General features: G+C 69.6%; 21 protein-coding genes. 12 read left to right on the top strand and 9 right to left on the bottom strand.

Annotated elements, in window-relative coordinates:
- Position 1: 1 nt before the first annotated feature.
- Both ACWEKR_RS07615 and ACWEKR_RS07610 read right to left on the bottom strand, forming a co-directional pair.
- The gene (locus ACWEKR_RS07615; protein WP_452353777.1) at positions 2-700 is read right to left on the bottom strand and encodes a PadR family transcriptional regulator; all 699 of its coding nucleotides are present in this window, start codon (positions 698-700) and stop codon (positions 2-4) included.
- Positions 701-1,181: 481 nt separating this feature from the next.
- Positions 1,182-2,072 (bottom strand): glycine betaine ABC transporter substrate-binding protein, encoded by an 891-nt coding sequence (locus tag ACWEKR_RS07610; protein ID WP_452353776.1) that lies wholly within the window; start codon positions 2,070-2,072, stop codon positions 1,182-1,184.
- A 239-nt stretch (positions 2,073-2,311) separates the two neighbouring features.
- Between ACWEKR_RS07610 and ACWEKR_RS07605 the strand changes: the two genes are divergently transcribed.
- From ACWEKR_RS07605 to ACWEKR_RS07590, 4 genes are read left to right on the top strand one after another with little or no spacing between them, the layout of a single operon-like run.
- Entirely contained in the window at positions 2,312-3,196 is an 885-nt protein-coding gene (locus tag ACWEKR_RS07605) for an ABC transporter substrate-binding protein (protein WP_452353811.1), read from the top strand.
- 12 nt (positions 3,197-3,208) lie between these two features.
- Positions 3,209-4,357: an ABC transporter ATP-binding protein gene (locus ACWEKR_RS07600; RefSeq protein WP_452353775.1), complete on the top strand. Its 1,149-nt coding sequence runs from the start codon at positions 3,209-3,211 to the stop codon at positions 4,355-4,357.
- A 6-nt stretch (positions 4,358-4,363) separates the two neighbouring features.
- Positions 4,364-5,032 (top strand): ABC transporter permease, encoded by a 669-nt coding sequence (locus ACWEKR_RS07595; protein WP_195085882.1) that lies wholly within the window; start codon positions 4,364-4,366, stop codon positions 5,030-5,032.
- Positions 5,029-5,769, top strand: a complete 741-nt coding sequence (locus ACWEKR_RS07590) for an ABC transporter permease (RefSeq protein ID WP_452353774.1) — start codon at positions 5,029-5,031, stop codon at positions 5,767-5,769. Before ACWEKR_RS07595 ends, ACWEKR_RS07590 begins: the two co-directional genes overlap by 4 nt.
- A 30-nt stretch (positions 5,770-5,799) precedes the next feature.
- Here ACWEKR_RS07590 and ACWEKR_RS07585 read toward each other — a convergent pair whose 3' ends face one another.
- The 4 genes from ACWEKR_RS07585 to ACWEKR_RS07570 form a co-directional block, all read right to left on the bottom strand.
- Positions 5,800-6,996, bottom strand: a complete 1,197-nt coding sequence (locus ACWEKR_RS07585) for an NAD(P)-dependent malic enzyme (RefSeq protein WP_416382558.1) — start codon at positions 6,994-6,996, stop codon at positions 5,800-5,802.
- Between the two features lie 518 nt (positions 6,997-7,514).
- Positions 7,515-9,056, bottom strand: a complete 1,542-nt coding sequence (locus tag ACWEKR_RS07580) for an FAD-binding protein (protein WP_452353773.1) — start codon at positions 9,054-9,056, stop codon at positions 7,515-7,517.
- A gap of 51 nt (positions 9,057-9,107) precedes the next feature.
- Positions 9,108-9,374, bottom strand: a complete 267-nt coding sequence (locus tag ACWEKR_RS07575) for a hypothetical protein (protein ID WP_452353772.1) — start codon at positions 9,372-9,374, stop codon at positions 9,108-9,110.
- Positions 9,371-10,225: a PHP domain-containing protein gene (locus ACWEKR_RS07570; protein WP_452353771.1), complete on the bottom strand. Its 855-nt coding sequence runs from the start codon at positions 10,223-10,225 to the stop codon at positions 9,371-9,373. The genes ACWEKR_RS07575 and ACWEKR_RS07570 overlap by 4 nt, the downstream gene beginning before the upstream one ends.
- A gap of 84 nt (positions 10,226-10,309) precedes the next feature.
- Here ACWEKR_RS07570 and ACWEKR_RS07565 point away from each other — a divergent pair, with 84 nt between their 5' ends.
- A complete protein-coding gene (locus tag ACWEKR_RS07565) occupies positions 10,310-11,392 on the top strand; it encodes a magnesium and cobalt transport protein CorA (protein WP_452353770.1) in 1,083 nt (360 codons plus the stop codon).
- Between the two features lie 12 nt (positions 11,393-11,404).
- On the opposite strand, the gene ACWEKR_RS07560 is transcribed toward ACWEKR_RS07565, so the two are convergent.
- Genes ACWEKR_RS07560 through ACWEKR_RS07550 form a run of 3 tightly spaced genes read right to left on the bottom strand, consistent with a single transcriptional unit; the run spans position 11,405 to position 13,450 of the window.
- A complete protein-coding gene (locus ACWEKR_RS07560) occupies positions 11,405-11,986 on the bottom strand; it encodes a suppressor of fused domain protein (RefSeq protein WP_195085886.1) in 582 nt (193 codons plus the stop codon).
- A 3-nt stretch (positions 11,987-11,989) separates the two neighbouring features.
- A complete protein-coding gene (locus ACWEKR_RS07555; protein WP_159847049.1) occupies positions 11,990-12,481 on the bottom strand; it encodes a general stress protein in 492 nt (163 codons plus the stop codon).
- Positions 12,482-12,493: 12 nt separating this feature from the next.
- Entirely contained in the window at positions 12,494-13,450 is a 957-nt protein-coding gene (locus tag ACWEKR_RS07550; protein ID WP_452353769.1) for an HpcH/HpaI aldolase/citrate lyase family protein, read from the bottom strand.
- 62 nt (positions 13,451-13,512) lie between these two features.
- Here ACWEKR_RS07550 and ACWEKR_RS07545 point away from each other — a divergent pair, with 62 nt between their 5' ends.
- The 7 genes from ACWEKR_RS07545 (at position 13,513) to ACWEKR_RS07515 (ending at position 20,059) form a co-directional block, all read left to right on the top strand.
- Positions 13,513-14,793 (top strand): magnesium transporter MgtE N-terminal domain-containing protein, encoded by a 1,281-nt coding sequence (locus ACWEKR_RS07545; RefSeq protein ID WP_159847046.1) that lies wholly within the window; start codon positions 13,513-13,515, stop codon positions 14,791-14,793.
- Between the two features lie 37 nt (positions 14,794-14,830).
- Positions 14,831-15,481, top strand: a complete 651-nt coding sequence (locus ACWEKR_RS07540) for a DUF1003 domain-containing protein (protein ID WP_452353768.1) — start codon at positions 14,831-14,833, stop codon at positions 15,479-15,481.
- A gap of 84 nt (positions 15,482-15,565) precedes the next feature.
- The gene (locus ACWEKR_RS07535) at positions 15,566-16,996 is read left to right on the top strand and encodes a lytic murein transglycosylase (protein WP_452353767.1); all 1,431 of its coding nucleotides are present in this window, start codon (positions 15,566-15,568) and stop codon (positions 16,994-16,996) included.
- Positions 16,997-17,109: 113 nt separating this feature from the next.
- Complete coding sequence (locus ACWEKR_RS07530) at positions 17,110-17,973, top strand: lytic transglycosylase domain-containing protein (RefSeq protein WP_452353766.1); 864 nt, start codon at positions 17,110-17,112, stop codon at positions 17,971-17,973.
- 19 nt (positions 17,974-17,992) lie between these two features.
- Positions 17,993-19,129, top strand: a complete 1,137-nt coding sequence (locus ACWEKR_RS07525; protein ID WP_452353765.1) for an Mrp/NBP35 family ATP-binding protein — start codon at positions 17,993-17,995, stop codon at positions 19,127-19,129.
- 19 nt (positions 19,130-19,148) lie between these two features.
- Entirely contained in the window at positions 19,149-19,469 is a 321-nt protein-coding gene (locus ACWEKR_RS07520; protein WP_452353764.1) for a DivIVA domain-containing protein, read from the top strand.
- On the top strand, positions 19,466-20,059 hold the full coding sequence (locus tag ACWEKR_RS07515) for a DNA-3-methyladenine glycosylase I (protein WP_452353763.1): 594 nt from the start codon (positions 19,466-19,468) through the stop codon (positions 20,057-20,059). Before ACWEKR_RS07520 ends, ACWEKR_RS07515 begins: the two co-directional genes overlap by 4 nt.
- Positions 20,060-20,124: the final 65 nt, after the last annotated feature.

Raw genomic sequence — 20,124 nt, 5'->3', positions numbered from 1 at the left:
CCTAACTCGGATTATCCGAAAAACTCGGGATAGGGTTCGCCGCGGCGCCGGGCAGCACCGGTGGCGACACCGCCGAGCCCGCGCCGGGCTCGGCTCCGGCGCGTGCGCCGGTCTCGGGGTCGAAGTCCTCCCAATCGAGTGCGCCGCTGGCCAATTCGGCGGTGAACTCCTTGACCCAGGTGAGTTCGGCGGCGAGGAGCGCCCGCAGGTAGGGCAGGGCGATCCAATAGCGGCGCGGGACGACGTGCTCTTCAGCCCACGCGCTCAGCATGTCGGCGTCGGCCAGTTCGGTTTCCAGCACGCCGATTCGTTCGCGCAGTAGCGTGAGCGCCTCCGGCTTCGGCAGGTTGTGCAACTCGCCCAGCGCGACCGGGAAGATCGGATACTCCGGGACCGGCCGCCGCACGATCTCCGCGATCCGGTTGCGTAACGCGTCCCGTCCGCGCCCGGTGATCCGGTAGGTGGTGCGTTCCGGCCGGTTGCCCGCTCGGTCGACGCCATCGGCGCGCACCAATTCCTGGTCGGCCAGCCGGGACACGGTGTGGTACAGCGAGCCGGGCCGCACCTTCACCAGCCTGTCCTCCCGCCGGGCGATCAGCGTTTGGAACATCTCGTACGGATGCATGGGCCGCTCCTCGAGCAGCGCGAGCACGGCGATGGCCAACGGCGTCACCGGTGGATGCGCCTGCCCTTGCCCCATTGCTTGATCACCTCCGTTGCCGAAGCGTCCCGGCCGCTCGGCCATCGACGCCGGGAGCCTCCCGCCGACCGGCACGCTATCCCCGGACGCCGACATGCTCCACGCTAAATATTCTGCGTGGAATATACGGCGCGGAATGATCGGGCGGCAAGGCGGACCGGCCCGTGACGAGCCACACATTCGCCGAGCTCTGGTATTCGCGTTCCCGAGAGGCCGGCCGGTACACGGCGAGAGGCCATCGAGATGTGCGTTCTCGATGGCCTCTCGGTGTCGGTCCCGCCGGAGGTCGGCGACGTCGGCGACCTTCTCCAGCGCCGTTGCTGCTGCGGGACCGCGCAGGACGACCCAGCGTGCGCGGGCGGACCCTGAGCGGGCCCAGCTGCCACACTATGTCGCAGCTCATAGCAACGGCAGTGTCGGATGCGACATCTATCGCTCGGTTTCCGACATATCGCCCTGGGCTCGGGCTCCGGCCGACCGCTTACAAAGAGTGCTTGTCCAGCCAGGCGCGCGCGAGTTCGCCCGGTGCGGCGCCTTCGTCCCGGACGCTGCGGATCATGGCCGCCAACTCGTCCGTCGTCAGTTCGCCCGCGACGTAGTTCAGCTTCTTGATCTGCCGCTGGTCGAGCAGCCCCTTGCGGAACAGCGGCAGCACGTTCTCGGCGCGCACGGCGTAGTCGTCATCGGTCAGCACGGTCAATCCGTCGGTCGCACCGGGCGCGAGCTCGGGGGGACCGTCGAGCAGACCGGCCTGCACCCGTCCCTCCAGCAGCGCTGTCCGCAGCGCGGCCGGATCCGGGAAGGCCACGACGGCCGCGAAGTCGCATCCGTCGACGCGGTCGCGCCCAGCCGAGGGCAGCAGGCCGGGTGGGATCGCCACGCCGGCGGTCAGCCCGCCGCAGCGTGGCGCGAGATCACCCACCGAACGCAGCTTGTCCTGCGCGGCCATCTGCTCGGTGAGCAGCACCCGCGGCCGCAGATCGGCGCCGTCGGCGAGATCGGAGACGACCAGCCCTTCGGGCAGTACGGCGCTCACCGCTTCGGCCACCTTCTTCGGCAGCCGATCCGTCGCGTGTTCATCGAAATGGGCCAGCAACGCGCCGGTGTGCTCGCCGACCACCTGGACCCGGTCCGCGTCGAGGGCGGCGAGGTAGTCCGCACGGCTGCCCAGCTCGGGGGCGACGGCGGTCCGCGCACCGGTGCGCGCCAGTGCCCCCGCGTAGATTTCGGCGAGCACCGACGACTCGATCGAGTCACCCGCGCCGACAGTGATGGACGGCCCCGGCTCGTCGTTCCCGCAGGAAGCGACCAGGGCGACGGAAGCGACGACCAGCAACCGAGCCAGCACCCGCTGTGACGCGGCCAACACCATGCGGCGACACCAACTCTCCGACGAATCGACACAGCCAACGGAAAAATCCGGAAGCGGGCAGTATGGACACCCAGAATGTACCGGCGGCCGCTCGGTGCCGAGACCGCGCCCGCCGTCCTGTCGGAAGGACTCTCGTGAAATCCACCCGCACCCCCCATGCCGCCGCGCGGCGGCCCGCCGTGCGCGTCGCGCTGCGCGCGGCGCGCGTCCTCGCCGCCGCGACGGCACTGGCCGTCGCGATGGCCCTGTCGGCTTGTGGCGATTCCGATCCGCTCGCCACCGGCGGCAGTTGCTCGGGAGACGGGCTGATCGTCGGTTCGGCGAATTTCCCCGAGTCCGAGACCGTCGCCGAGGTATACGCGGAAGTGTTGCGCGCCAATGGCTTCAGCGTCGAGACCAAGCTGAACATCGGCAGTCGCGAAGCCTACGTTCCCGCCTTGCGGCAGTGCGCCATCTCGGTGATCCCCGACTACACCGGCAACCTGCTGCAGTATCTGGACAAGAACGCCACCGCCACCGGCGCCGCCGATGTGGAGAGCGCGCTCGGCAAGGCACTCGGCGCCGATCTCGCGATCGGCACGCCCGCGCCCGGTGCGGATTCGGACGCCGTCGTGGTCACCCGCGCCACCGCGCAGCGCTGGAACCTGCGCACGATCGCGGACCTGGCCGCGCACTCGGCCGAGGTGAAATTCGGTGCGCCCGCCGAATTCCAGGAGCGGGCCGGCGGCCTGCCCGGCCTGAAGAAGAACTACGGCCTGGACATCGCCGCGAACAACTTCGTGCCGATCGCCGACGGCGGCGGTCCCGCCACGGTGCGCGCGCTGGTCGAGGGCCAGGTGACCGCGGCCGACATCTTCACCACCTCACCGGCCATCTCGCAGCACGACCTCGTGGTGCTGGAAGACCCGAAGCACAATTTCCCCGCGCAGAACGTGGTGCCGCTGCTCAACGCGAGCAAGAAGTCGGACAAGGTGCTCGCGGCGCTGAACGCGGTGTCGGCGCAGCTGACCACCGCCGAGCTGCTCGAGCTGAACAAGGCCGTGTCCGGCGAAGGAAAGACCGAGCCCAAGGCCGCCGCCGCGGCGTGGGTCGCCGCCAAAGGGCTGAACAAGCCGGTCGGCTAGAGGAGAGATTCGTTGTCCGATATCGAATTCTCCGGTATCAGCAAGACCTATCCGGACGGCACCCATGCCGTCACCGACCTGTATCTGCGGATCGAATCCGGGTCGTTCACCGTCTTCGTCGGCCCTTCCGGCTGTGGGAAGACGACTTCGATGCGGATGATCAACCGTATGATCGTGCCGAGTTCGGGGACGATCACCGTTGGCGCACAAGACATCTCGACCATCGATCCGGTTCGGCTCCGCCTCGGGATCGGGTACGTCATCCAGAGCGGCGGGCTGCTGCCGCACCGGACGGTGCTGGACAATGTCGCGACCGTTCCGGTGCTGCGCGGTGACTCGCGGCGTGCCGCCCGCGCCGCGGCGCTCGAGGTGCTCGACCGGGTCGGCCTCGATCGCTCGCTGGCCCGGCGGTACCCGGCACAGCTGTCGGGTGGCCAGCAGCAACGCGTCGGGGTCGCCCGCGCGCTGGCCGCGGACCCGCCGATCCTGCTGATGGACGAGCCGTTCAGCGCCGTCGACCCGGTGGTGCGCGCCGAATTGCAGGTCGAAATGCAGAGACTGCAAGCGGAATTGCACAAGACCATCGTGTTCGTGACGCACGACATCGACGAGGCGATCACCCTCGGCGACCGGGTGGCGGTGTTCGGCCGCGGCGGGGTGCTCCAGCAGTACGACCCGCCGCAGCGCGTGCTGGCGCAGCCCGCCACCGATTTCGTCGCCGACTTCGTCGGCCGCGACCGCGGTTACCGCGGGTTGTCCTTCCGGCCCGCGACCGACGTTCCCCTGCACGAGATCCGGACGGCCGTGGCGGAAGAAGTCGAGGGGCTGCGGCTGGACGCGGGCGAGTGGGTGCTCGTGGTGGACGCGGCGAACAAGCCGGTCGGCTGGATGGACGTCACCGGAGTCGAAGGCTTCCGCGCGGGCCGCGCCCTGGCCGACAGCATGTCGGCGGGCGGCTCGCTGTTCACCCCGGCAGGCGACCTGCGCCAGGCACTCGACGCCGCGATCTCCTCGCCCGCCGGAGTCGGCGTGGCCGTGGACGACTCCGGCGCCGTATGCGGCGGCGTGCTGGCCACCGACGTGCTCGAGCAGCTGGCCCGGCAACGCACGCGGGAAGACGCCGCACGCAACCGGCACTTCTTCGAAGAACAGGTGCGCTGAGCGGCAATGCGCTATCTCGTGGAGAACTTTCCGGAGATCATGGGTTTCACCGCAACCCATCTCTACCTCGCGCTGGTGCCGCTGCTGCTGGCCGCGGTGATCGCGATTCCCGTCGGTGCGCTGGTGCGGCGGGTGTCGTGGCTGCGCCGGGTCACGGTGACCGCCGCGAGCCTGGCCTACACCGTCCCCTCGCTGGCGTTGTTCGTGATCATTCCTCCGCTGGTGGGGATCTCGGCCATCGATCCGCTGAACGTGATCATCGCGCTCACCGTCTATTCCACGGCACTGCTGGTGATCGCGGTCCCGGCCGCACTCGATTCGGTGCCCGTCGCCGTGCTCGACGCGGCCGACGCGGTCGGCTACGGCCCGCTGCGCCGCACGCTCACCGTGGACATGCCGCTGGCCGTGCCGGTCTTCGTGTCCAGCCTGCGGGTGGTGGTGGTCACCAATATCGCGATGGTGTCGGTGGGCGCGCTGATCGGCGTCGGCGGGCTCGGCAAGTTGTTCACCCAGGGCTACCAGCGCGACTATCCGGACGAGATCGTCGCGGGCATCCTCGTCACGCTCGCTTTGGCGCTGATCGCCGACCGGGTCGTGTACGCGCTGGGCCGCTGGTCGACGCCGTGGGTGCGCGCGGACGCCCGGGCCGTACAGGCGAAAGGCGCCGCATCGTGAACCTGTTCCTCGACGCCTGGCACTACTTCACCGACTCCGCCAACTGGAGCGGGCCGTCCGGCATCGAGACCCGCATCCTCCAGCACCTCTGGTACAGCTTTCTGGCCGTGGCCGTCTCGGCGGTCATCGCGGTACCGCTGGGTTTGCTCATCGGCCACACCCGGCGCGGGGCGGCGGTACTGGTCGGTTTCGCCAATGCCATGCGCGCGCTGCCGACCCTCGGCTTGCTGACCTTCCTGGTATTGCTGCTGGGCCTCGGGCTGATTCCGCCGCTGCTCGCCTTGGTCACCGTCGGCATTCCCCCGCTGCTCGCGGGCGCGTACGCCGGAATCGCCAACGTGCCCCCCGATGTCGTGGACGCCTCCCGCGCCATGGGCATGACCGAGCGGCAGATCCTGTTCCGGGTGGAAGTGCCCAACGCGCTGCCCATCCTGCTCACCGGACTGCGCGGCGCGACCCTGCAAGTGGTGGCCACCGCGACGATCGCGGCCTACGTCAACCTCGGCGGGCTCGGCCGCTACATCTTCGACGGCATCAGCCTCTACCGCTACGACCGGGTGCTGGTGGGCGCGCTGCTGGTAGCACTGCTGGCAATGCTGCTGGACGGGCTGCTGGCCTTCGCGGTGTGGGCCGGTGCGCCGGGCACGGGCCGGTTGCGCCGTTCGCCGCGCACCGTAGGGACACCCAACGCCGAACTGAACCCCGCTCCCACGACAAGGGCGCCCCGTTCCCAGTGAACGGAGCGCCCTGTCGATGCGGAGACAGCGTTACGCGACGCCCTCGGCGCGGGCGGCGGCCGCGACCGCTTCGGCGACGGCCGGGGCCACCCGCGGGTCCAGCGGGCTGGGGACGATCTTGTCCGGACCCAGCTCGTCCGCGACGACGCTGAGGATGGCGTCGGCGGCGGCGATCTTCATGCCCTCGGTGATCCGCCGGGCCCCCGCGTCCAGAGCGCCCTTGAAGACACCGGGGAACGCCAGCACGTTGTTGATCTGGTTCGGGAAATCGCTGCGGCCGGTGGCCACGATCGCCGCGTACTTGCGCGCCACCTCCGGGTGGATCTCCGGGTCCGGGTTGGACATGGCGAACACGATCGACTCCGGCGCCATCGACGCGATGAGCTCCTCGGCGATCAGACCGGCGGACAGCCCGAGGAACACGTCCGCGCCGGCCAGTGCCTCGGCCGCGCCGCCGGTGAGGCCGCGCGGATTGGTGCGGGTGGCCAGCTCGGCCTTCACCTCGTTGAGGTCGCCGCGCTCGGAGTTGACGATGCCCTTCGAATCGAGCACGGTCACGTCGCGGACACCGGCCGCGAGCAGGATGTTGGTGCACGCCACACCGGCGGCGCCCGCGCCGGACACCACGACCTTCAGGCCGTCGATGCCACGTCCCTGCACCTTGGCCGCGCCGTTGAGCGCCGCGAGCACCACGATGGCGGTGCCGTGCTGGTCGTCGTGCATCACCGGGCAGTCGAGCGCCTCGATGACGCGCTTCTCGATCTCGAAGCAACGCGGCGCGGAGATGTCCTCCAGGTTCACCGCGCCGAAGCTCGGCCGCAGGCGGATCAGCGTCTCGACGATCGCGTCGACGTCTTTGGTGTCCAACACGATCGGGATCGAATCCAGCCCGGCGAACTTCTTGAACAGCGCCGCCTTGCCCTCCATCACCGGCAGCGAGGCACGCGGGCCGATGTCACCGAGGCCGAGCACGGCGGTGCCGTCACTGACCACGACGACCAGCCGATCGGTCCAGGTGTAGCGCTTGGCCAGCGCCGCGTCCTCGGCGATCGCGCGGCTGACCTGGGCTACGCCCGGGGTGTAGGCGATCGAGAGGTCACGCTGGGTCTCCAGCGGCGCACTGAGTTCGACCGAGAGCTTGCCGCCGAGATGTCCCGCGAAGATTTCGTCGTTGGTGATTTCGGACAGGCTTGCGGTGGAATTCGGTGCGTCAGTCACAGGTGACACGATTTCACTCCTGCTCGGGTCGGGCTAAACCGGGGGACGGTTACCACTGGGTAATGGGTATAAGTCGTTTCACTGGGCTCATCGGGCACGCTGGCCGGTATGTTTCGAGGCGGCTGCGAGCGAGCGAACACGACTTGCCGGTATCTCGAGGGCGGCGCGGCACTGATCCGCGAAACAGAACCGGACGGGTGGGCCCGGACAGAACATGCGGTGCGATCTCGCGGGTCGCGACGGTACGTCGGCGAGGCGGAGACCTCCGTGATTCCCTCACCCGGCGGTGGCGGAGGTAAGGAATCCGACACATTCTGCCAGTCCGGTAGGCCAGTTGCCAAACCGGTAACCCCCTGGGCCGTGTCGCGCTCCATCACCCAACGGTATGGGCCGGGAATTACCTTCAGGTAAGCGGAAACTCCCCGTTCACGAGCGTGGCCCGGTGAGCGACCGCACTGTTCGGGGCTGCGAGGTCGTGAGTCCGTCGCAGCGGCCGGAAGGCTCCGGCACGACGCCGTGGACGCGGCTCATGCGACGATATCGCGGGCCTGCTCCGACATCGGATGCGGCGCGTCCGCCCGCACCCATACGTTGCGCACGCCACCTGTCATCAGCCGCATCCGCCAAGTGTCGGACGCGCCGGGATGATCGGTCCGGCGGTGCATGCCGCGACTCTCCGCACGCAACAACGCACTGTATTTCGTCCAGCGCGCCACCGCCAGCAGCGCCGCGGCCTGCCGGGCGCGCAGTAGGTCGGCGCCGCTGCCGCCGAGGTCGAATTCCGCGCCCGGCCACATCCCGTCGAGCTCGCCGATGCTGTCACGCAGGCTGCCCGCGCTGCGCCAGTAGCTACGCCGCAACGGCAAGGTGTGCTCTTGGACGAGGCCGATCACCGCCCGCGGATCGATCCGGGCCACGGCGTTGAGCCCGGCCCCCGGGACCTCGCGCACCGGAGCCCGCCGATCCACCGTGCGGGCGAATTTCGCCGCGCCCGTGCCCGCCCAGACACCGGAGGCGATCGCCCACGCTCCACCCAGCCAGCCGGATCCGCTCACCGCGCCGCTGATCGCCTCGCGGCTGACGACATCGCCCGCGGCGAACAGGCCCGGGACGGTCGTGGCGCAATCCGATCCGGTGGCTCGCAGTCCCCCGGTACCGCGCACGGTGCCCTCCAGCACGGCGCGCAGCGGCACCCGCTCGGCGCGGCCGCCCACGCCCTGGCGTTCCGGTCGGGAGCGGCGGTCGACCGGCACGTCGTCCAAGGCGGCGAAGACCCGCTGACCATCGGCGATGGCCGCGAGCGCCGCCGAGCGGTGGCCGGACAGTTCGGCGCCGGATTCGTCGTAGAGCGGGGCGAACCGCAAGGCGAGGCTCCGGAGCGCGGCCGGCTTCGCCGTCCCGGACGGCATCAGGCTGTAGGCGCAGGAGAACTCCATGCCGGACAGCTCGGCCCCGGCCTCCGCGGCGAGCAGCAGACCGTCGCCGGTGTCCACGTCGGTGCCCGCGGCGCCGGACAGGAACGCGCAGCCCCCGGTGGCCACCACGACCGCGCCCGCACGCACGGTCCACCGCGGGAAGCCGTCGTGGTGATGTAGCCCGGTCGCGCCCGCCACCACACCGTCACGGTCGACGAGCAATTGCAGAGCCGGATGGTGATCGAGGACGCGCACCCCGGCTTCCCGCACCGCGCGGCGCATCCGCCGCAGGTAGCGGGCGCCGTCGAGATGGATCCGCCGCCGAGCCGGGCCCGCCGGGTCAGCGGCGATGCGATAACCCCACCGAGCCGATTGCTCGACCCGCTGCTGGGTCTCCTCCAGCACCCGGTGCATCCAGTCCGGATCGCCCAGCCCACCGCCGTGCGCGTGCCCGCGCCGCACCGCCTCGTCCCGCGCGGGGCCGGGCGGAAGGTGCCACAACGAGATCGCGCCGTGGGCGGTCGGGCCGCAGGCCCCGGAGCGCGCCTTGTCGACGAGCACGACCGTGGCGCCCGCCGCGGCGGCCGAGACGGCCGCCCAGGCACCGGCGGGACCACCGCCGATTACCAGTACATCCGTCTCGAATTCGGTCATAAGGAAAAATATTCGGGCACAATTCATCCGCCCGCAACCAAAGCGCTGGGGTCAGCTCCACCATTGGGTCCAGAGCAATAATCCAGCAGCCAGGAAAACCGTTATGGACGCGGTCAAGGCGGCCCCACCGCGATGCCGATCCGCGTAGACCTGCGCCGCGAGGGCGACCGTCGCGGCCCCCACATGCCAGGCGACCGATTCACCGCCCGGACCGGGGAACCCGCGCCGGTCGGCGAGGACGGCGGCGCCGACCACGATCAGCATGCCCACCACGGTCCCCCCGGCGACCACGCCGCTGAGTCCACGCACGAATCTCACGAGGCGATCACCGGCACGCCGGAAGCCTTGCCTGCCAGCTTCTCGAATTGCGCGGGATCGGTGGTGAATTCGCCGAGCCGGATGGTCTTGTTGGTGCCGTGGTAGTCCGACGAACCGGTGGTGAGCAGGCCGAGTTCGGCGGCGAGATCGGTGAGCAGCGCGCGGTCGGCCGCGGAGTGGTCGGGATGGTCGATCTCCAAGCCGCCGAGCCCGAGGCCGGCCAGCTCCCGGATGTCGTCGACCGCCAGCAGCCTGCCCCGCTTGCGGGCCCTGGTGTGCGCCAGGACGCTGACCCCACCGGCCGTGGCGATCATCTGCACCGCACGCCGCAGCGGAGTGTCGGCCTTCTCGGCGTAGTAGCGGCCGTGCGGGGCGAGCAATTCATCGAACGCCGCGTCCACGCTGGGCACCACACCGGCGGCGACCAGCGCGCGAGCCAGATGGGGACGTCCCGCCGAAGGGCCCGCCGAGGCCAGCACCGCATCCGGGTCGATCGGCAGTCCGTCGGCCGCCATCCGCTCGGCCATCGCGCGCAGCCGTTCCACCCGTTCGGCGCGCAACCGCTCGCGTTCGTCGGCGAACCCGCGATGGGTCGGGTCGAACAAGTACGCCAGCAAATGCACGGGCACCGGCCAGCCGTCCTCGCCCAGACCCACACACGACATCTCCATGCCGCGGACCAGACTCATCCCCTTCGGCAGCGCGTCGACCGCTTCCGCCCATCCGGCCGTGGTGTCGTGATCGGTGATCGCGACGACGTCCAGGCCCGCCGCGGCCGCGTTCCGCACGAGTTCGGCCGGTGTGTCGGTGCCGTCGGACGCGGTCGAGTGGGTATGCAGGTCGATGCGCACGCCTTCAAGTCTTACAGTGCGGTGGCGTCGTCCCGCACGCGCAGGCGATCATCCGGCAGACCGCGGCGACGTAGCATCGTCACCGTGCCGTCCTTCTCCCCGCTTTCCTCGTTCCGTGGATCCGGCCGGTCACCAGCGCAGGCCGAGCAGCGGTTCATCCCGGTGCCGACAGCGCAGGCGATCGTCGACTGCGCGGTGTACGTGGACGGCGAACGCCTGCCCGGCCGGTTCACCCACCAGGCGGCACTCGCCCGAGCCCGCGAGGAGGACACCGGCTTCGTCTGGCTCGGTCTGCACGATCCGGATGCCGCGCAGATGGCCGACATCGCCGAGACGTTCGGGCTGCACCAACTGGCCACCGAACACGCCTTACAGCGCCACCAGCGGCCCAAGTTGGAACGATACGACGACTCGTTGCTGCTGGTGCTGCGCACGGTCAGCTACGTCCCGCACGAAATCGACAGCGTGAGCGAGATCGTGGAGACCGGCGAGATCATCGTGTTCACCGGTCCGGATTTCGTGGTCGCGGTCCGGCACGGTGAGCATTCCGGGCTGGCCGAGGTACGCAAGGCCTTGGAGGAGGACCCCGCGCAGCTGGCCATGGGCCCCGGCGCGGTCCTGCACGCGATCGCCGACCGGGTGGTGGACTCCTACATCGACGTGGCCCAGTCCGTCGAGAACGACATCGACGAGATGGAAGAGGAGATCTTCACCCCGCGCAGCAAGGTCACCGTGGAGTCGATCTACCAGCTCAAGCGCGAGGTGGTCGAGTTGCGGCGCGCGGTGAATCCGCTCGCCGCACCGCTGGAACTGCTCAGCCACAAACCGGATCTGCCGGTGCCCAAGGAGGTCCGGCGCTATCTGCGCGACGTCGCCGACCAGCACGCCGCCGTGGCGGAACGGATCAACGACTTCGACGAGGCGCTCAGCGCGCTGATCAGCGCCGCGCTGGCCCGGATCGGCGTGCAGCAGAACACCGACATGCGCAAGATCTCGGCGTGGGTGGCGATCGCTGCCGTGCCGACGATGATCGCGGGCATCTACGGAATGAACTTCGACCACATGCCCGAACTGCACCAGGTCTGGGGTTACCCCATGGTCTGGGCGCTCATTCTCGCCATCTGCACCGGCCTGTTCTTCACCTTCCGCCGCAACAAGTGGCTCTAGCGGGGCGGCGGATCACAAACTGGCGGCGCCGCGTCTCGGGTCGCGCACGTCGATCCCGGCTTCCTGCCACGCCTCCCGCAGCGCCTGCGCACCACGGACCCGGACCCACGCCGCCTCCGTCGCGGTCACCGGCGTCACCGCGAAATACCGCACCGGCTCGGCCGGGTCGGGCAGCGGCACCGCCGGAATATCGCTGTCGCCGAGCAGAACCGCGGTGAAGGGTGCGTCGCGCCACATCGGCTCACCCAGATCCAGCAGCGCGTCCGCTTGCAGCACAACGCCTTCCACGACCGGCGCCGCGGCCAGCACACCGAGCGACTTGGCCAGGCCCGAGCTGGCGCCGACCCCGGAGCGCAACGTCAGCACCAGTTCCGCGCGCGGCCCGCGCACCGGATCGGCGTGCACCGCCGCGGGATCGCCCATCGGATGCCTGCTGCCGCCCAGTGTCACGTAGTGCACCAGATCGCCCTCGGCGATGCGCAGGATCTCGATCGGCTCCAGACCCAGGAAAGTGACCGACGCGGCGTCCACCTGCGCGGCGTCCACGCCGAAATGGCCCAGCACCTCGGTGCGGACCTTCTCCAGCACTTCCATGCGTCAGATCGCCAGCCGCGCGAGCATGTCCCGCGCCTGCTCGGCCGACTTCGGATCGCACAGCACGTCGTAGCGGCCCGCCACCAGTTGCATGGTGGACGCGAAATCGCGCTGCCCCCTGGTCGCGGCGTACGGGATCGAGGTCGAGATGACGCCGAAGATCACGCCGCCGACCAGGCCGACGAGCAGCGGACCCAGCGCGCCGCTGGTGGTGAACAGACTGAGCAGTAGGCCGAGGAACAGTCCGAGCCAGGCGCCCGAGACCACGCCGCCGCCGATCACCTTGCCCCAGGTCAGCCGGTAGAGAACCCGCTCCACCTGCATCAAGTCGACGCCGACGATGGTCACGTCCTGCACCGGGAACTGGTTGTCGGCCAGATAGTCGACCGCTTTCTGCGCCTCGACATAGGTCGGATACGAGCCGACCGGCCAGCCCGACGGTGGCGTCGGGAGGCCTGGCCGCGCACGGCTCGAGTTCCCCAAGGGATTCGTCATAGTTCCATTCTGCTATTCCGGCGCATCCTGCGGTGGTGTGAAACGCGTGGTGCGCGTCATTCCGGCCGCGCGGCCCTTTTCCGCTATCACGGCGGCCATTTTGGCGCTGGCCTCATCGATCATCTCGTCACCGAGCATCACCGCGCCGCGCGCGCCGCCGGCCGACGAGGTGTGAAAGGCGTAGGCGTCGAGGATCTCCTCCGCGCGGTCGTAGTCCGCTTGGCGGGGGCTGAAGATCTCGTTCGCCGCCTCGATCTGGCCTGGGTGCAGCACCCACTTGCCGTCGAAACCCAGCGCGGCCGTGCGCGCGGCGGCCCGCCGGAAGCCCTCGACATCACGGATCTGCAGGTACGGGCCGTCGATCGCCTGCAGACCGTGGGCGCGGGCGGCGAGCAGGATGGTCATCAGGATGTGGTGGTAGGCGTCGCCGGTGTCGTAGCCCTCCGGCTGTTCGCCGACCACCAGGGTGCGCATGTTGATGCTGGCCATGAAGTCCGCCGGGCCGAAGACCAGGGTCTGCACCCGGGGGCTTGCGGTGGCGATGGCGTCGATGTTGCGCAACCCCAGCGCGTTCTCGATCTGCGGCTCGATCCCGATCCGGCCGACGTCCAGGCCACAGGTCTTCTCCAACTGGGTGAGCAGCAGGTCCAGCGCGCGCACCTGCCCCGCGTCGGTCACCTTGGGCAGCAGGATCGCGTCCAGCGCCGCGCCCGCGCCTTCGACCACGGAAATGACGTCCGCGTAGGTCCATTCGGTGGTCCAGTCGTTGACCCGGACCACGCGCAGTTGCGTTCCCCATCCGGAGTCGTTCAGCGCCGCGACGATGTTCGCCCGCGCCTCGGCCTTCGCGACCGGGGCGACCGCGTCCTCCAGATCGAGAAACACCTCGTCGACGGGCAGGGTTTTGGCTTTCTCGATCATCTTCGTGTTGCTGCCCGGGCAGGCGAGCACCGAACGGCGCGGCTTCATGATCACTCCCGTCGATCGTGGCGGGGTGCGAACGCCCGCCCGCGAACATCTAGCCTGGCAGCATGGCAGCTACCAGGGTGTACGTCGCCAGGCTGGCCGGTTTGGCGGTGCTGGGACCGGACGGCGAGTCTATCGGCCGGATTCGTGACGTCGTCGTGGCCGTCCGCTCCGACCGCCAGCAGCCCCGCGTGCACGGATTGGTCGTCGAATTGCCCACCCGGCGGCGCATTTTCGTGCCGATCCTGCGGATCACCGCGATCGAACCCGGCGTGGTCACGCTGAACACCGGCACGGTCAGCCTGCGGCGGTTCACCCAGCGTCCGGGCGAGATGCTCGCGCTGGCGCAGATCGTCGACTCGGTGGTGCGGGTCGAGGACCCGGACCTGCCGGATCTGACGGGCGTGGACGTCCACGTGGTCGATCTCGGCATCGAGCAGACCCGTTCGAGGGACTGGCTGGTCAGCAGGGTCGCGGTGCGCGGGCACCGGCGGCTCGGCCGCAGGCGCACGGTGCACGTGGTGGACTGGACCAGGGTCTCCGGCCTGACGCCCTACGAGATCGGCAGGCCGGGACAGGACGTCACGCAACTGCTCGAAGGGTTCGAGGGCATGCGCGCGGCCGACGTGGCGCAGCAGCTGCGGGAGCTGCCGGAGAAACGGCGGATCGAGGTGGCCGTCGCGCTTGACGACGAACGTCTGGCCGACGTGGTGCAGGAGCTGCCCGACGACGAGCAGGTCGAGCTGCTCGGTCATCTGGAGGTGCGCAGGGCCGCCGACGTGCTGGAGGCGATGGACCCCGACGACGCCGCCGACCTGCTGGGCGAGCTGCCCGAAGGCGAGGCCGAATCGTTGCTCGCCCTGATGGACCCGCAGGAGTCCGAGCCGGTGCGCAGGCTGCTCGAGCACTCGCCCTACAGCGCGGGCGGTCTGATGACGCCGAAACCGGTCATCCTGACGCCCTCCACGACGGTGGCCGAAGCCCTGGCGCGGGTGCGCAACCCGGACCTGACGCCCGCGCTGGCCTCCATGGTGTTCGTGGTCCGTCCGCCCACCGCGACGCCGACCGGCCGCTACCTGGGTTCGGTGCACATCCAGCAATTGCTGCGTGAACCCCCCGCCCACCTGGTGGGCGGCATTCTCGACACCGATCTTTCGCCGCTGCGCCCTGAACTCCCGTTGGCCGCCGTGACGCGGTATTTCGCGACCTACAACCTGGTCTGCGGACCGGTGGTGGACGAGGAGAACCACTTGCTCGGCGCGGTCAGCGTCGACGACGTCCTCGACCATCTGCTGCCGGAGGACTGGCGCGACCAGGAAGAGACCGATGAGCGGGGCGGAGCGTGACCACGCGGAGCCCCGCACCCGCCCGAAAGGACAGACCGTGAGCGAGAACGACCCGGGCGTGCGGCTCGGTCACAGCAGGGCCCGCCAGCGCCTGGAGACGCCGGTGGAGGGCCGGTTCCGATTGGAATGGGACGCCGAGGCCTTGGCCCGCAGCAGCGAGCGGGTGGCCCGATTCCTGGGGACCGGCCGGTATCTCGCAGTGCAAACGATCGTGGTGCTGGTTTGGATCGCGTTGAACGTCTTCGTGGTCGCGTTGCGCTGGGATCCGTACCCGTTCATCCTGCTGAATCTGGCGTTCTCCACCCAGGCGGCCTACGCCGCGCCGCTGATCCTGCTGGCGCAGAACCGGCAGGACAACCGCGACCGGGTCGCCCTGGAGGAGGACCGGGTGCGGGCCGCTCAGACCAAGGCGGACACCGAGTTTCTGGCCCGCGAACTGGCGGCGCTGCGCATCGCGGTCGGTGAAGTGGCCACGCGTGATTATCTGCGCCGGGAATTGGATGAGTTGAAAGGGATTCTGGACCGGATGGAGGCCACGGAATCCCCTGATCACGAGATCCGGTCGGAAAGCGGAGGAAAGGGCGGCCGCAAGAAAAGCTCCGGCCGAATGCCCGCTCCGACATCGGTTTCACCGTCGGTAACCGATGATCAACCAGAAATGCCGAATAAGGACCTGACTGGTGGGTAACCTGGACAACGTTGTCCAGAGCGGCCAGGGCAGGGGATGTCCCGGACAGCCGCTCCCACGACGTCGAGGATTGGGTGTGGCCGAATGCGTGTATCTGCTCCGATAACGGTCTCGGCTTTGGTTGTTGCTGGTGCGGTGGTGAGTGGTTCGGGGGTGCAGACGCCGGTGCGTGAGCCGGCGCCGCGGGCACCGGAGGTGCTGGCGGCGGCGAGTGCCGAGTCGCGGGTGGTGGGGTTGTTGCCGGTGACGGCGGAGGGGCCACGACGATTGCGGGCGGTGACGCCCGGAGGGGCGCCGTTCGCGGGTCTGGTTCCGCTGCAGGAGATGAGGTTGCCCTCGGCGGGCGGTGCGTTGGGGATTCCCGAGGTGGTGTTGGCGGCGTATCGGAATGCGGAGTTGGCGTTGGCGTCCTCGACGCCGGGGTGTGGGTTGTCGTGGAGTTTGCTGGCGGGGATCGGGCGGATCGAGTCGGGGCATGCTCGTGGTGGGCGCACGGATGCGGCGGGGACGACGGTGGCGCCGATCTTCGGTCCGGCGTTGGATGGGAGTCTGCCGGGTAACGAGGTGATCAAGGCGGCGGACGGGGGGTATGTGCGGGCGTTGGGTCCGATGCAGTTCCTGCCCGGGACCTGGAACGCTTACGGGGCGGACGGGAACGGGGACGGGGTGGCCGATCCGCACAATGTGTTCGATGCGGCGTTGGCGGCGGGGAAGTATCTGTGTTCGGGGGGTTCGGATCTACGGGAGGGGTCCCAGGAGTTGCGGGCGGTGTTGCGGTACAACAACTCGATGGCGTACGCGGCGAATGTGCTGAGCTGGTCGGCGGCGTATCGGACGGGGGGTTCGCCGACGCAGGTGCGGATCTCGCCGGATCTGGTGGCGCCGGGCACGCTCTCACCCAGTCCGGACATGAGCGCGGTGCGTACCCAGACGCCGTCCATCGATCCGGACGAGCAGGCGCGCGCGGCGGGCCTGGCTCCGAGGCCGCGGCCACGGCCCGCGCCGACCACGGTGATGATCACGATCCCGGGCCTGCCGCCGATCCCGTGCGGAATCTTCTGCCCGCCTCCACCGGTCGATCCGTGTGTGGGACAGGCGATTCCCGCACCGATGCCGTTCCCCGACCTACCAGGGACAGCGCGCGTACCACTGGCCCCGCAGCAGCCCTATGGCGCCGCACCGGCCCAAACCCCCCGCCCGGCCGGACCCGGCCCTGGAGCCGAGCCCGCCGATGCCGTAACCGCCGGTCGGCCCGGCGCTCCGGACCAGGCGGCCGCCCGATGCGCACAGCCCGACACCACGCTCGCCACGACCGAATCCGTCCCGCTCCCTGGCGATCAGCCCGCTCCCGATACCGCACCCCGAGGCGATACCGAGCCCGCCACCGCCACACCGCCCGCGCCGGAACCAGAACGGGTGCCCGACGCCGCGCCCACGCCCACGCCGCAACCAGGGATAACCCTGCCTTTCGGCATCGTCATCCCGCTTCCCACCCCACCGTCTCCCCAGCAGTGATTCAAACCTGGTATCAGATCACGAAGCAGTAACAAAAAGGTCTCGGATGCGGTAGCCTCTCCCTTGGTCCGTAACAAACGGCTCACAACGAGTCATGGGAGGGTCACCACACCGTGGGGCGTCATCGAAAACAACCGCCTGCCACCGCCAGACGGAGTTCCGTCATCGCGCTGACCGGACTGGTTCCCGCCGGGCTGGTATCCGTCACGGCAGCCTCCGAGGTCGGCGACGCCGTACCCCTCGCAGCCGCGGTCCAGACGCCGGATGACCAGAGCGTCCAGGGGGCCCGGCCGCAGGCGGCCGCCGAGCCCGTCGCCGCGGCCGAATTCGTCGCACACGCCATGGCCAAGGCCGCGCCCACCGCGACACCGCTGGTGAAAACCGTTGCGCTGCCGAATGGCCGGCCACGGGCCGCGATGCCGACCGGGCCGTTGGGCGTCCCCGGTGTGGCCGTCGCGGCGTACCAGAACGCGGAACGCGTCCTGGCGGCCGAGAACCCGGTGTGCGGCATGCCGTGGTCGCTGCTGGCCGGGATCGGACGGGTGGAGTCCACCCACGCGTTCGGCGGCAAAGCCGACGCCGACGGCAATCCGCTGAGCCCGGTCTACGGCCCCGTGCTGGACGGCTCGCTCACCGGCAACCACGTCGTCCGGGACTCCGACGACGGCGCGCTCGACGGCCTGGACGGCTACGACCGCGCGATCGGACCGATGCAGTTCCTGCCCGACACCTGGAAGCGCTACGCGGCCGACGGCAACGGCGACGGCATCGCCGATCCGCAGAACCTGTTCGACGCCGCTCTGACGGCCGGGAAGTACCTGTGCGACGGCGGCCTGAACATGCGCGACCTGGCGCAACAGTCCAAGGCGATCCTGCGGTACAACCACTCGATGGCGTACGTCGCGAACGTCATGGCCTGGGAGACTTCCTACAGCACGGGGGTCGCACCCCGGGCCGCGGACTTGCCCAAAATTTGACACGCCTAAAATTCCTGCCATGCCAGTCGTTACGGAATCGGATGTGCGGGGTGCCCTCGCGAAGGTCGACGACCCGGAGATCCGCAAGCCGATCACCGAGCTGGGCATGGTGAAAAGCGTCGTGATCGGCGCCGACAGCGATGTCCATATAGAGATCTATCTGACGACGGCGGGATGCCCGCTGCGCACCGAGATCACGCAGCGGGTCTCCAAGGCCGTCGCCGACGTGCCCGGCGTGGGCGCCATCACCGTCGACCTCGATGTGATGGACGACGAGCAACGCACCGCACTGCGCAAGCAGCTGCGCGGCGACTCGGCCGATCCGGTCATCCCGTTCGCCCAGCCCGGCTCCCTGACCCGGGTCTACGCGGTCGCTTCCGGCAAGGGCGGCGTCGGCAAGTCCAGCGTCACGGTGAACCTGGCCGCCGCGATGGCCGCGCGCGGCCTGTCGGTCGGCGTGCTGGACGCGGACATCTACGGCCATTCCATCCCGCGGATGCTCGGCACCGACGCCAGGCCCACCCAGGTCGAGCGGATGATCATGCCGCCGACCGCGCACGACGTGAAGATGATCTCCATCGCGCAGTTCACCCAGGGCAACACGCCCGTGGTGTGGCGCGGCCCGATGCTGCACCGGGCGCTGCAACAGTTCCTCGCCGACGTGTTCTGGGGCGACCTCGACATCCTGCTGCTCGACCTGCCGCCGGGCACCGGCGATGTCGCGATCTCCATCGCGCAGCTGATCCCGAACGCCGAGATCTTGGTGGTCACCACACCGCAGCCGGCGGCAGCGGAGGTCGCCGAACGGGCGGGCGCGATCGCGCTGCAGACCCGCCAGCGCATCGCGGGCGTGGTGGAGAACATGTCCTGGCTGGACCTGCCGGACGGCACCCGGATGGACCTCTACGGCTCCGGCGGCGGCCAGGCCGTCGCCGACCGGCTCACCCGCGCCGTGGGCGCCACTGTGCCGCTGCTCGGCCAGATCCCCATCGAACAGGCTCTGCGCGAAGCCGGCGACGAAGGCACCCCCATCGTGCTGCGCGATCCGGAGAACTCCGCCGCCAAGGCGCTGCTCGAAGTCGCCGACAAACTCGCCGTCCGCCGCCGCGGCCTGGCAGGCATGTCACTCGGCATCGATACCACCCGTCACCTGTAACCCCGCATAAGCTCGTGCCATGCTCACCATGCTGCTGTACGTGCTGATCGTCGGCTTGGTCGCCGCGGTGCTGTTCCTGCTCGCCAGTGCGGTGTTCGGGCGGTCGGAGGAGCTCGGGCCGCTGCCGGAGGGGACGACGGCCACCGTGTTGCCGGTGCACGGGATCACGGGGGCGGACGTGCGCGCGTTGCGTTTCCAGCAAGTGGTGCGCGGCTACAAAGCCGGAGAGGTGGATTGGGCGCTGGCGCGACTGGCCGCGCGGATCGATGAACTCCAGCACCAACTGGCCGAGGCGCAGGCCGCGCGCTGGCAGACACCGATCGCGCCGGAGTCGAAGTGAGCGCTCCCGCCGACGACGGGCTGATCCGCTGCGCTTGGCCACTGGACTCGCAGCTTTACCGGGACTACCACGACTACGAGTGGGGCAAGCCCCTGCACGGTGACGACGCCTTGTTCGAGCGCCTCTGCCTGGAGGCCTTCCAATCCGGCCTGTCGTGGCTGACCATCCTGCGCAAACGTCCGGCCTTCCGCGCGGCTTTCGCCGGCTTCTCCATCGAGCGCGTCGCGGAGTTCGGCGACGACGACGTCGCCCGGCTGCTGGCCGACGCGGGCATCGTCCGCAACCGCAGCAAGATCGACGCGGCGATCGCCAACGCCCGTGTCGCCCGCGATCTCGACATCGGCTTGGACGAGTTGCTCTGGTCGTTCGCCCCGCCGCCGCGCCCGCGCCCGCGCTCCGGCTCCGACGTGCCCGCGACCACCCCCGAATCCGTCGCGCTGGCAAAAGAATTGAAACGGCGCGGATTCCGGTTCGTCGGCCCCACCACGGCGTATGCGCTGATGCAGGCGACCGGAATGGTCGACGACCACTTGGCCGATTGCTGGGTGGGCAGCGACTCGCTCGACACGGGCCGACCGGTCACTTTTTGAACTCAGCTATCCGTCCACATCGGCGATAGGGAAGAATGGGACGGGTGTAGCTCGCCAAACGCCGG

The sequence above is a fragment of the Nocardia sp. NPDC004573 genome (genome assembly GCF_053602135.1).
Note: the sequence above shows the minus strand (reverse complement) of the source record. Positions and strands in the feature narration are given on the sequence as shown.

Excerpts from the sequence above, each read along its gene's own strand:
- ACWEKR_RS07535 (WP_452353767.1), top strand. The coding sequence starts at position 15,566 with ATGCGTGTATCTGCTCCGATAACGGTCTCGGCTTTGGTTGTTGCTGGT.
- ACWEKR_RS07560 (WP_195085886.1), bottom strand. The coding sequence starts at position 11,986 with ATGGAAGTGCTGGAGAAGGTCCGCACCGAGGTGCTGGGCCATTTCGGC.
- ACWEKR_RS07595 (WP_195085882.1), top strand. The coding sequence starts at position 4,364 with ATGCGCTATCTCGTGGAGAACTTTCCGGAGATCATGGGTTTCACCGCA.
- ACWEKR_RS07610 (WP_452353776.1), bottom strand. The coding sequence starts at position 2,072 with ATGGTGTTGGCCGCGTCACAGCGGGTGCTGGCTCGGTTGCTGGTCGTC.
- ACWEKR_RS07580 (WP_452353773.1), bottom strand. The coding sequence starts at position 9,056 with ATGACCGAATTCGAGACGGATGTACTGGTAATCGGCGGTGGTCCCGCC.
- ACWEKR_RS07520 (WP_452353764.1), top strand. The coding sequence starts at position 19,149 with ATGCTCACCATGCTGCTGTACGTGCTGATCGTCGGCTTGGTCGCCGCG.
- ACWEKR_RS07545 (WP_159847046.1), top strand. The coding sequence starts at position 13,513 with ATGGCAGCTACCAGGGTGTACGTCGCCAGGCTGGCCGGTTTGGCGGTG.
- ACWEKR_RS07525 (WP_452353765.1), top strand. The coding sequence starts at position 17,993 with ATGCCAGTCGTTACGGAATCGGATGTGCGGGGTGCCCTCGCGAAGGTC.
- ACWEKR_RS07555 (WP_159847049.1), bottom strand. The coding sequence starts at position 12,481 with ATGACGAATCCCTTGGGGAACTCGAGCCGTGCGCGGCCAGGCCTCCCG.
- ACWEKR_RS07615 (WP_452353777.1), bottom strand. The coding sequence starts at position 700 with ATGGGGCAAGGGCAGGCGCATCCACCGGTGACGCCGTTGGCCATCGCC.
- ACWEKR_RS07605 (WP_452353811.1), top strand. The coding sequence starts at position 2,312 with ATGGCCCTGTCGGCTTGTGGCGATTCCGATCCGCTCGCCACCGGCGGC.
- ACWEKR_RS07550 (WP_452353769.1), bottom strand. The coding sequence starts at position 13,450 with ATGAAGCCGCGCCGTTCGGTGCTCGCCTGCCCGGGCAGCAACACGAAG.